This is a genomic window from Hymenobacter terricola, assembly GCF_017921975.2.
Classification (GTDB): domain Bacteria; phylum Bacteroidota; class Bacteroidia; order Cytophagales; family Hymenobacteraceae; genus Hymenobacter; species Hymenobacter terricola.
On the sequence record NZ_JAGEMO020000065.1, the window covers coordinates 1 to 10,355 of the forward strand.

10 protein-coding genes and 1 pseudogene are annotated in these 10,355 nt (G+C 62.0%); 8 read left to right on the forward strand and 3 right to left on the reverse strand.

Annotated features, from left to right (window positions below; all coding sequences use genetic code 11):
- Together J4G38_RS22705 and J4G38_RS22710 are read left to right on the forward strand one after the other, a co-directional pair.
- Window positions 1–780, forward strand: a 780-nt coding sequence (locus tag J4G38_RS22705; protein ID WP_226163701.1) for a hypothetical protein, incomplete at its 5' end; no start/stop codon positions are given.
- Window positions 663–2,093 carry a BON domain-containing protein gene (locus tag J4G38_RS22710; RefSeq protein WP_210521183.1) on the forward strand — a complete coding sequence of 477 codons (1,431 nt, stop codon included), beginning with the start codon at window positions 663–665 and terminating at the stop codon, window positions 2,091–2,093. The genes J4G38_RS22705 and J4G38_RS22710, both read left to right, overlap by 118 nt.
- A 738-nt stretch (window positions 2,094–2,831) precedes the next feature.
- Here the strand turns inward: J4G38_RS22710 and J4G38_RS22715 are convergent.
- Window positions 2,832–3,173, reverse strand: coding sequence for a YbbN family protein (locus tag J4G38_RS22715; protein WP_210521184.1), 342 nt, complete (start codon window positions 3,171–3,173; stop codon window positions 2,832–2,834).
- Between the two features lie 195 nt (window positions 3,174–3,368).
- Between J4G38_RS22715 and J4G38_RS22720 the strand changes: the two genes are divergently transcribed.
- The 3 genes from J4G38_RS22720 to J4G38_RS22730 all read left to right on the forward strand — a co-directional run bounded on the left by J4G38_RS22720 (window position 3,369) and on the right by J4G38_RS22730 (window position 6,711).
- Window positions 3,369–4,979 carry a sensor histidine kinase gene (locus J4G38_RS22720; RefSeq protein WP_226163703.1) on the forward strand — a complete coding sequence of 537 codons (1,611 nt, stop codon included), beginning with the start codon at window positions 3,369–3,371 and terminating at the stop codon, window positions 4,977–4,979.
- Window positions 4,980–4,991: 12 nt separating this feature from the next.
- The gene (locus J4G38_RS22725; RefSeq protein WP_210521185.1) at window positions 4,992–6,044 is read left to right on the forward strand and encodes a response regulator; all 1,053 of its coding nucleotides are present in this window, start codon (window positions 4,992–4,994) and stop codon (window positions 6,042–6,044) included.
- Window positions 6,045–6,264: 220 nt separating this feature from the next.
- Window positions 6,265–6,711 (forward strand): hypothetical protein, encoded by a 447-nt coding sequence (locus J4G38_RS22730; protein WP_210521186.1) that lies wholly within the window; start codon window positions 6,265–6,267, stop codon window positions 6,709–6,711.
- A gap of 99 nt (window positions 6,712–6,810) precedes the next feature.
- Here the strand turns inward: J4G38_RS22730 and J4G38_RS22735 are convergent, their stop codons facing one another.
- Window positions 6,811–7,143: a cation transporting ATPase C-terminal domain-containing protein gene (locus J4G38_RS22735; RefSeq protein ID WP_226163705.1), complete on the reverse strand. Its 333-nt coding sequence runs from the start codon at window positions 7,141–7,143 to the stop codon at window positions 6,811–6,813.
- Between the two features lie 297 nt (window positions 7,144–7,440).
- Window positions 7,441–7,563 carry a hypothetical protein gene (locus J4G38_RS28770; protein WP_262906205.1) on the reverse strand — a complete coding sequence of 41 codons (123 nt, stop codon included), beginning with the start codon at window positions 7,561–7,563 and terminating at the stop codon, window positions 7,441–7,443.
- A 736-nt stretch (window positions 7,564–8,299) separates the two neighbouring features.
- Here J4G38_RS28770 and J4G38_RS22740 point away from each other — a divergent pair.
- From J4G38_RS22740 to J4G38_RS22750, 3 genes and pseudogenes are all read left to right on the forward strand, one after another.
- Entirely contained in the window at window positions 8,300–9,115 is an 816-nt protein-coding gene (locus J4G38_RS22740) for a ParA family protein (protein ID WP_210521187.1), read from the forward strand.
- 12 nt (window positions 9,116–9,127) lie between these two features.
- Entirely contained in the window at window positions 9,128–9,790 is a 663-nt protein-coding gene (locus J4G38_RS22745; protein ID WP_226163707.1) for a hypothetical protein, read from the forward strand.
- A gap of 251 nt (window positions 9,791–10,041) precedes the next feature.
- Window positions 10,042–10,355, forward strand: a pseudogene (locus tag J4G38_RS22750) (IS5/IS1182 family transposase); the annotation flags it as partial.

The following is a 10,355-nucleotide window of genomic DNA, read 5'->3' on the forward strand; positions in this document are numbered from 1 at the left end:
CCGCTGGTGGGCATGTTGGCAGGCGCTCTGGAAGGGGCCGTGGTGGTGGGCGGCGTGAGTGCCCTGGGCGCGGCGCTGGTGAGCGTGGGCGTGCCCAACAACGGCATGCTGGATGCCCGCTGGACTTCGGAGCAAACCCTGGCCACGACCCGCGCCGGCTACGAGCAGATACTGGCCGAGCTGCCGTCCCTGCATTGCCACCGCCTGCTCGACGACCGCCGGGAATCGCACCTGATGTGGGACGAGCTGGCCGGGTGGATGGCCACCGACTGGTACCCCCGGGCGCACCGGGCGGGGCTTCGCCACCACGCCGTGGTGTTTGCGAAGGACTTTTTTGGGCACCGGGCCACGGCGGTCGTCCTGGCCCGGATTGACGACGGCCAGCTGGTGGGCTACGATTCGGAGACCACCGCCCGCCGGGCGCTGCTGGCCTCGTGGGGCAACGGGCCAGGCCGCCGTCAATTCCTTCTAATAGGTAGGCTGCCCGACGCGGGATTTCCGCTACGCCACGGGTTCCAGCGCATCCGCCCCGATGCGGTGCGGGCGCGGACCCTTGACAAACATCATGGAATAAGTCGATTATCATCAAGCGTTTGCCTGCGGTTGTGGCCGACTTTTACCTCCGCATTCCTGCTATTCATCACCTTCTTTCGCGCTTTCCCATGCAAACCCTGGATTACGACACCCAACCCACCACGGCGGACCACGTCACTGATGCCGCCATCACGGCCGCCGTCGAGCTGTTTTTCCTCACCAAGAAGGGCGTGCCGGCCCACCTGATTGACGTGAGCACCCACGAGGGCATCGTGCAGCTCTCGGGCATCACCGACAACCTGCTGGCGCGGGAGCGGGCCGAGGAAATAGCGCTGCTCGTACGCGGCGTGCGGGGCGTGGTCAATGAGCTGCTCATCAGCACGCCCGACGTGCCCGACGAAGAGCTAAACCGCCACCTGGCGACGGCCCTGGCCGACGACCCGGCCACCGCCGACTACAACGTGCAGGCCGCCGCCGCCGACGGCGTGGTGACCGTGACCGGCGTGGTGCAGTCCTGGGCCGAGAAGCAGCTGGTGCTGCGCGTGTTGCGCGGCGTGCGGGGCGTGCGCCGCCTCGAAACCGAAGCGCTGGTTATCCGCTGGGGCGAGGTGCAGAATTCCGACGAGGAAATCACAACCCAGATTCGGGAATTGCTGGACTGGGACATCCGCGTGCACAGCGCCCTAGTGGACATTCGCACCGCCGACCGGGTGGTGCACCTGGCGGGCACGGTGGGCTCGGCGGCGGAAAAAGCGCAGGTGGTCGCCACCGCCCACCAGGCCGGCGCGAGCCGCGTAGAGGCCCGCGACCTGTTCGTGGCCTACTGGGCCCTGAGCCCCGAGCTGCGAAGCCACAAGTACGCCAACCGTTCCGACGAGGACATAGCCGCCGCCGTGGGGGCGGCCTTTCTCTACGACCCGCGGGTACCCACCTTGCAGCCCACCATCGTGGTGCACAACGGCATCGTGACGCTGAGCGGGGCCGTGGGCAACCTGCGCGCCAAGCAGGACGCCGAGCGCGACGCCCGCGACGTGGTGGGCGTGTGGGACGTGCATAACCTGCTGAAAGTGCGCACCACCCGCTTCATCCCCGACCTCAACATCACCCGCAGCATCGAGCAGGCCCTGGCCCGCGACCCCTACGTGGGCTTCTTCGATTTCAGCGTGTACGTGCGCAACGGCAAGGCCTCGCTCTACGGGCAGGTGGGCAGCCACTTCGAGCAAAAACAGGCCGGGGAAGTGGCCGCCGGCGTGAACGGCGTGGCCGATTTCGCCAACTGGGTAACCGTGGCCGCCAGCCCTGGCTTCGACGGCTTCGAGGTATATGCCCCCAAGCCGAACGCCGACTTTGCCCTGGCCGAGCGCATCCGCACCCGCTGGTTCTGGTCGCCCAGCCTGCACAATCAGGCCATCGAAGTACTGGTCGAAAAGGGCCGGGCCACCCTCACCGGCACCGTCGATACCTGGCTTGACCGCGAGCAGGCCGCCTACGACGCCTACAACGTCGGGGCCCGCTACGTGAACAACGACCTGGTGGTATCCACCGCGAGCGGGCTCTAGATAGCGCCTATCCAAGGCGTTATGCTCATCTGGCGGCCGCGCAGTCGAAGCATCTCTACCCCAATAGTAACCAAAAACCTGGCCTTGTTCGGTAACTACGACACGCGCCACCGCAATGCCAGCGGCGGCCTGAGCTGCCGGTTTTGAGCCTTTCCCCGCATCATGTGGCCTTTTTGAAATTCTTATCCCACCCCAAACCACCATGAAGATGAAAGAAGGCAAGTGCATAATGATGAACGGGCACATGCCCATGCACCCCGGCGCGGCCAAACACCCCGCCATGAAGCCCGGCGACAAAAGGGGCAACATGAAAATGTAGGCCAGTTGCCACCTGTTGACGTTCACAGCGGGTCGGTTGCGGCCCGCTGTTTTTTTGCTTTTTCTAAAGCCTCCCTGATGATGTACCACTAGCACGACCCGATGACAATCAATCCGCCGCCGGCCCCGCCCTCCCCGGCCGGGGCCGGGCCGGGGCGCTCTACCGCATTTCGTGCTCAGCCCGTCCATCGGCGCGGTACTCATGAGCGCGAGCACCGTCATCGTGGCCTTGAACGCGCAGCTGTTGCGCCGCTCGCGGCGGTAGGGCCACCGCTTTGCTGCGGCCGGCATCGGCTGCTGAATCGGTGTACGGCCCTGGCCCGGACTTGCAGCGTCCAAGCCACGCCACTAGTTAACCCCGGTTGTGGCCCATGCGGGTAAGCCCCTGCGGGGCGACATATCGGTAGTCCACAACCTGGGTTATTTATCGAACGCCGCCAGCTTACTCAGCAGCAGGGCGGCCAGGGGCGCGCCCTCGGGCAGGCCCTGCTGGCGATACAGCTCTTCCCCATCGCGCAGCAGCACAAAGGCTGGCACGCCCCGGCCATCGAAGGCGTGCACCACGGCGGGGTGGCTGGCTTCGTCCACTTTCAGCACCCGGACGGCGGGCCCCAATTGCATCTGCAAGCCTTTCAGCAGCAAATTGGTGGCCGTGCGAGCGGGCTGCGTTTCCTGCTTTGCTCCGGGGCCCACGGTGGGCAACAGGACCAGCAGCATAGCCGCGTGGGCAGGCAGCAGCGGAAGAATAGTGGCGGAGAACATGGGCCAGGGGAAAAGTAAGGAACACCGTGGCGCGCCGTAAGCGCCCCATAATTAAGTAGCCGTAAAATTACCGAAAGCCACCGCCGGCCCGTATGACGCATATCAGGGAGCCAGGTTGATGTTTGTCAAGTCCGGTTGCATAAGTCCGCGCGTGCCTGCTGTCCCTCGGGGACTCCGCGCGACTGGTTCGTTCTCATGCCCATGCTTCCGGTGGCCTACACGGCCGTTCTGGCTGAGTTACTGTACGCCCATTCCGGTGAAATGGCGGGGATTTACGACCTGGACCGGGGCTGGTTCACGCACGTAAACCCGGCCGGGGTGCAGCTGCTGGCTTACCCCTCGGAGGAAGCCTTCCTCGCCGACCCCAACCACTCGCTGCGCACTCCGCCCTGGACGCCCGCGCAGTGGCAGCACCTCTGCGACATCACCCGGCGCGAGGGCCACCACGAGCTGGAAACCGACATTCGCCGCCACGTCGGCGAGCCGTTTCGGGCCTACCTGAAGCTGACGTACTTCGAGGTCGCCGGCCGGCGCTCATTGCTGGTCAACCTCACCGAGCACAGCCGCCTGCAACAGGCCGAGCGCGCCCTCGCCCACAGCGTGCGCCGGTTCGAGGCCGTGTTTACCAACGCCACGCTGGGCATCATTGTGTGCGACCAGCCGGGCCGCATGGTGTCGGTGAACGCGCGGGCCGGGCTGCTGTTTGGCTATGCGCCGGCCGAGCTGCTGGGCCAGCCCATTGAGGTGCTGGTGCCCGATGCCGCCGGCCGGCACCACGCCCGGCTGCGCGAATCCTACAACGCCGACCCGCAGGTGCGCAACATGGGCCACGACCGCCCGCTGGCCGGCCGGCGCCGCGACGGCTCCGTCTTTCCGGCCGAGGCCAGCCTGAGCTATTTTTACCTTGATGAGGAGCTCTACGTGGTGGCCTACATCCTGGACCTGAGCGCCAAGCAGGCCGCCGAGCAGGAGCTGCGCACCCAGCACCAGCGCGTGGCCCTCCTCAACGCCGAGCTGGAACAAAAGGTCATCGACCGCACCAATGCCTTGCTCGTAACCCTGGACCAGCTGGAAAAGCGCGGCGACGAGCTGGCCCTGGCCCTGCAAGCCGAGCAGGAATTGGGCGAGCTGAAATCGCGCTTCGTGAGCATGGCCTCCCACGAGTTCCGCACGCCCCTCACGGCCGTGCTCACCTCCGCCGATTTGATTGCGGAGTTTCCCGGTGGCCACCAGCAGGCCCAGCGGCTGAAGTACGTCGACCACATCCGCACCTCGGTGCAGCACCTGAACAACATCCTGGAAGAATTCCTGTCGGTGGGGCGCATCGGGGAAGGCAAAATGGAGGCCCGCCCGGCCAACCTCAACCTGACCAGCCTGGTGCACGACACGGTGGCCGACGTGCAAAGCCTGCTCAAAGCCGGCCAAACCATCGACTGGCGGGTGGACTGCCCCATTCCGGTGCGGCTGGACGCTTCGCTGCTGCGCAAAATCCTGATGAACCTGCTCTCCAACGCCCTCAAATACTCGGGCGAAAACGCCGTCGCCATCGTGCGGGCCAAGTGCCATGAGCACGAGCTGACGATAACCGTGCGGGACCACGGCGTGGGCATTTCGAAGGAAGACCAGGCCCATCTCTTCGAGCAATTTTTCCGGGCTCCCAGCGTCGTTACGGTGCCTGGCACCGGCCTGGGCCTCTACATCATTGCCAAATACCTGGAGCTGATGGGCGGCACCATCGACCTGCAAAGCGCCCCCGAACAGGGCACCACCGTCACCATCTCGCTGCCCCTCACCACGCCCGATTAATCCTTTCCTGCCATGCCCCTTATTTTGCTCATTGAAGACCATCAAATCATTCGTGAAAACACCGCCCAGCTGCTGGAACTGGCCGGCTACACCGTGCAAATGGCCGAAAACGGTGAGCTGGGTGTGCAGCTGGCATTGGTCACGCGGCCCGACCTCGTTATCTGCGACATCATGATGCCCGTGCTCGACGGCTACGGCGTGCTCCAGATTTTCAACCAGAACCCGCACCTCACGGGCATCCCCTTCATCTTCCTCACCGCCAAAACCGAGCGCACCGACCAGCGCCTCGGCATGGCCCTGGGCGCCGACGACTACCTCACCAAGCCCTTTGTGAAGGCCGAGCTGCTGAGCGCCGTCAGCGGGCGGCTCAGCCGCTTCCAGCAGCTCAAGCCCGACTACGAAGCCACGCCGAGTGGCCTGCACCACTTTCTGGACGACGCACAAAAAACGGGCACCCTGGCCAGCCTCTCGCTGGACCGCAAAGCCCACCTGATTCGCAAGAAACAGGACATTTACCTCGAAGGCGACGAGGCCACGCGGCTGTACTTCGTGAAAGCCGGCCGCGTGAAAACGGTGAAAACCACCGACGGCGGCAAGGAGCTGGTGGTGGGCCTGCACGGCCCCGGTGAGTTCTTCGGCTACCTGCCCCTGCTGCAACACGCGCCCCACGGCGACTCAGCCATTGCCGTGGACGAGTCGGAATTACTCTACATTCCGAAGGCTGATTTCACGGAATTGCTGCTGCGCAACCCCGAGGTGGGCCAGCAGTTTGTGCGACTGTTGGCCGGCCAGGTGAGCGGGCAGGCCGAGCTGCTGCTGGCCATGGCCTACAGCTCCATTCGCCGGCGCGTGGCCGACCTACTCGTGCAGTTGCACGAGCAGGCGGGCGGCCACGCGGACGCCTCCATCCAGCTCACCCGCGACGATATGGCCGCCCTTGTGGGCACAGCGCCGGAGTCGTTGAGCCGAACCTTGAATGAATTCAAGCAGGATGGCCTGATTTTCCTTACCACCCACACCATCCGGGTGCTGGAATCTGAAAAGCTGCGCCGGGGGCACTGGTAGCTGCTGTTACGCAACAGGGCGTAGCCCGGGCTTTAACGGGAGGAGTACGTAACAGCAGCTGGTAAGCCAGTAGCCGGCTTATGCCGGGGGCAGGCGCCGCAGGCCCCGGTTGACGAAGCTCATCCCGTGGAGATGAGCTTTGGCATAACCCGGGAGTAGTGGGGCAGGTACTTTTGGCCAAGTTGCCCACCCCGCGGGTGTTTTCTGGGCATCTGCTGCTATGAAAATCTCCTTGTTGCTTTTCGCTGCCCTGTTGTGGGGGCCGGCTTCGCACGCGCAGGCCATCCCGGCGGACCAAGTGCCGCCGCTGGCCTTTGTGGCCTTGCAAGAGCTGTATCCGCAGGCCCGGAATGTGAAATGGAAAAAAGCCCAGGGTTGGTACCAGGCCAGCTACTCCCAAAGCCAGGTCCGCCGGCTGGTTAGGTTCAACACCAATGGCGATGTGGAAGCCACCGGCACCGCTGTCGCTCTTGGCACCCTGCCGCTCCCGGTGCGCCGTACCCTAACGGACCACTACCCGAGCCGCACAATCTGCCAGGCCGACGAAATCACCAATACCCAGACCGGGAGCCTCACCTACGAGATGGCCACCTGCGAAAGCTTCATCAGCAGCACCATCGTTCTGACCGCCAACGGCCTGAAAGTGCCCCGCGCCCGTCAACAATAGCCGATGTGCGCTTGCAAGGCACCACCCAGCCTCATGGAAAAAACGAGTATCAGCTGCTCGCCCAGCCTATCTGGTTCAGCCGGGCGGGCGGCGTACTCGCTACCCTACGAAGACCGGTACCGCCGGTGCCGACACCGATGCTGACGACAGGGCAGGCACGGCGCGCCGCCGGCCGATGAGGTTTTGCGCCTCCACCACCCGGAACACCACGCTGGCCACGGCAATGCCCAATTCGGCCGCGGCCAACGGCTGGGTGGTGAACAGGGCGTTGCAGAAGGGCACGTAGATGATGAGCAGGTGCAGCGCCACGGTCAACACCACGGCCCCCAGCAGCGGTTTATTGGAAAGCAGGCCGATGGTAAAAACGGTCACGCACCGCGAGCGGATGGCCAGCGCCATTTCTTTGGAACTGCCCGGTATCAGGTTAACCACTACCAAAAGCGGGGCCCCGCCCGGCTCCTTACCCCTCCCCTACCGCCGCCCCACCCCGTAGGTTAACGGCCTTACAAATCGTTTCCCGTGACGTTTTTTGCAATCATACCACGCCTCTAATCATGGCCAATGCCTGAAGTAGCTGCGCCTCGAGACTACCAAATAACTTTCCCGTCTGAGCCAAACGAGCTATCTGATTCTGGCCGGTTCCAATGCCTACCAGCTGTTGCCGCAATGCCGGCGGCATTGCTTCTTTCACCTCCCCCTACCCAAGTCCCGCGAATAAGCCGACACCTTTTAATAGCCGGCGGCCTTTGACTTTTCTGGCAACGCTTTTTCCTCCTCCGGGCAAACCCGAACGTCGATGCGCAGAGTACGAGCCGAATCGGCGACAATTTCAGCTGGTTTATCCGGTTCCATATTGTGACTGGGGGTATTAGCTTATACAGGTTGTCTAAATATTAATTTAGGCCCTCGAACTGCTAAACCTCCTACTTTAAACTAGCAAATCAAGCTATGTGAGCCTGTGAATGTGTCGGGATAACTGTCCGGGCAAACGAATTTTGTCCGGACAGTTACATGGCTTGCTAGACGTTTAACGAATTGATAGAACGCAGGGTGAACTATACTATGACTAAGATTATCTTGCTTCAATGATTCAGAGCCTCGCTGAAGTATTGAAGCAACACTCCAAAACACGTTTTCGATGAGCCAAATATTTATTCGCATGCCGGTAGTCAGGAGTAAAACGGCTTATTCAACTCCAGCGCTTCGTTGCTTCACTGTTACAATCCAAGCAAAATAACCCCGATGCTGAAGAAGCAGCGATTCGTTTCAACGCCTCATAGCTTCATTGCTTCATCGCTTCAAGGAATCCACATTTTCAATTAGCACCATTGCATTTGCTTCAGCACTTCATTGCTTCAAAGCTTCGGTTTTTTTGCTTCAATACTTCATAATGTCATTGCTTCATTGTAGCTTTGAGACGCTGCTTCGACGTATCATCACTTCTATGCTTCATTGTAGCGTAAAATTATTGAAGCGTTGAAGCAAGTACTCACCACTTCAATGTATTTTTGAAACAACGCTTCGATGCTTCAGCGAAGTATTGAAGCGTTGTTTCAAAGACCGACTCCAGTTACAGCTTTTTATGCCCATGAACAAACCGCACATAATCGCCTTCGCAACTCAGAAAGGGGGAGCGGGCAAGTCAACTATCGGGACGCACGTGGCGTCTGCGCTTTGCTACCTCTACGGGTACAAGGTAGCCATGCTGGACTGTGACTACCCCCAGAACACGCTGCACGCGTACCGCTCGCACGAGCAGGGTTTACTACAGTCCGACGTGGCGTTCCAGGAACGGCTTCTCAAGCAGGGAATTACGCCGTACCCCATCGCGATTGCCAGCATGGAAAAGGCCGTAGACGCTATTGACACGCTGGCCGAGTCCGACTACGATTTCATTCTGGTGGATACGCCCGGCACCGTGAACGTGGTGGGCCTGACCGAGCTGCTGGAGCGGGTAGACTATATTTTCCTGCCCATGGAGGCGGATATGGGTACCATCGCGTCTACCATGTCGTACATGCACATCCTGGGCAACTTTACGCAGGCGCAACGGCCGGAATCGAACCTGCGGGGGTTTTACGCCTTTTGGAACCGGTTCATCAAGGCCGAGAAGCGGACGGTCTATACCAAAACCGAAAGCCTCTTTCAGGAAAAAGGTTATCCCTTGTTCAATAGTCGGGTGGAGTCTTTGGTCAGCATCAAGGAAAAGCGCTCGACCATGTTTCCCATGCCGGAAAAGGAATTGGGCAAGTTGGGGCTGGGCGGCCTGATTACCGAAATACTGCAATTGGTGGTTGGCAAAGGCAAGGTCACCCCCTCGGGCAAGCGCATCAGCTTCACGCCCGTGCAGTACGAGCAGCCCACGCCCGCCGCAACCGAAACCCTGGACCAGAACACCAAATAACTTTCTCCCATCATGGCCAAGAAAACACCAGAAACAAAAGAGGCCGCGGCCGAACGCCGCCAGCGCGATTTGGCCGCCCTCACCTCGGGAGTAGCCGCTTTCAGCTTAATGGGTGAAGCTCCCCGTCCATCGGCCCCAGTGGTGGTCCCCGCTGCCCAAGAGCCAGTAGCGGCAACGCCGCCCGCCGCTGCATCGGCGGAGGTGGCCGCCAGCCAGCCCGTGGTTGCGGAACCAGAGACTAAACAGGAGAAGTCCCAGCCGGTGAGCGCACCCGCCCCGGTGGCGCCATCAGTGGAAGCAACAGCTCCTGCGGGCAGGGGAGGGGAGGAGGCAACGTCCACCAACACGGTCGCGGCCAGCCTGCCCAGCGCGCCCGATGAGGACTTGCCGGAGGAGGCGGAGCCCGGCGATGCGGACCCGAAGCCGGCCGGGGCCGCCACCGAGCTGGACTTGGCCCAGCTGTTCGTACCCTCGGCCGAGAAGAAGGGCACGACGCTCCGCATCACGGCGGAGCATCAGCAGTTCTTTGCTCAGGTCGGCTTTATTCTGGGGGCCGGGGCCTCCGCGCCGGATATCATTCATAACGTCCTGGCCCGCTTCCGGGCCGACCACGAAATCCAGATTCAGAAGGCGATGAAAAAACAGCTGCGTCAGATGATGTCACCCAAAAAATAAGGCCTTGGGTCACCGCTGAGCTATTCGGTTCGTATAGGCGAGCCGACAACTATTGTTGTCCTGCTATTCTTTTCACCCGTTTCTATGCTTTTCACCAACCCGAGCAGGGTAGGGGAGGGGCTTCTTCATCTACCCGCTATGCCTGAGAGCCTCCTTTTCAATCTCCCCACCGGGTCCTGCACACTGGCGGCCTGGACCGGCACGGCCAGGGGCAGGCCGCCAGTGTGCAGGACCCGGTGGGGGCCGGACCGGTGCTGGCTGAGGCCAAAGCCCGGGCCCCGAACCTGCAACTCGTTTGGGGGGACGGCCGCTACCAAGGCCCGCTGGTGAACCAAGCAGCTCAGGCGCTGGGCCTGCGCGTAGAGGCGGTGAGCAAGCCACCCGGCACGAAGGGCTGCACCGTCTTGCCCCGCCGCGGAGTCATCGAGCGCACGTTTGCCTGGCTGGGCAAGTACCGGCGCGTGGCCGGGCGTGATTACGAAACCAATCCCCGCAACAGTGAAGCCTGGATTAAAATCTGCCTCAGCAACTTAATGCTCAGACGACTCGCCAAACGGTCAATATC

Coding starts and splice junctions, on each gene's coding strand:
- J4G38_RS22710 (WP_210521183.1), top strand. CDS start 663: ATGCAAACCCTGGATTACGACACCCAACCCACCACGGCGGACCACGTC.
- J4G38_RS22715 (WP_210521184.1), bottom strand. CDS start 3,173: ATGTTCTCCGCCACTATTCTTCCGCTGCTGCCTGCCCACGCGGCTATG.
- J4G38_RS22720 (WP_226163703.1), top strand. CDS start 3,369: ATGCCCATGCTTCCGGTGGCCTACACGGCCGTTCTGGCTGAGTTACTG.
- J4G38_RS22725 (WP_210521185.1), top strand. CDS start 4,992: ATGCCCCTTATTTTGCTCATTGAAGACCATCAAATCATTCGTGAAAAC.
- J4G38_RS22730 (WP_210521186.1), top strand. CDS start 6,265: ATGAAAATCTCCTTGTTGCTTTTCGCTGCCCTGTTGTGGGGGCCGGCT.
- J4G38_RS28770 (WP_262906205.1), bottom strand. CDS start 7,563: ATGGAACCGGATAAACCAGCTGAAATTGTCGCCGATTCGGCTCGTACT.
- J4G38_RS22740 (WP_210521187.1), top strand. CDS start 8,300: ATGAACAAACCGCACATAATCGCCTTCGCAACTCAGAAAGGGGGAGCG.
- J4G38_RS22745 (WP_226163707.1), top strand. CDS start 9,128: ATGGCCAAGAAAACACCAGAAACAAAAGAGGCCGCGGCCGAACGCCGC.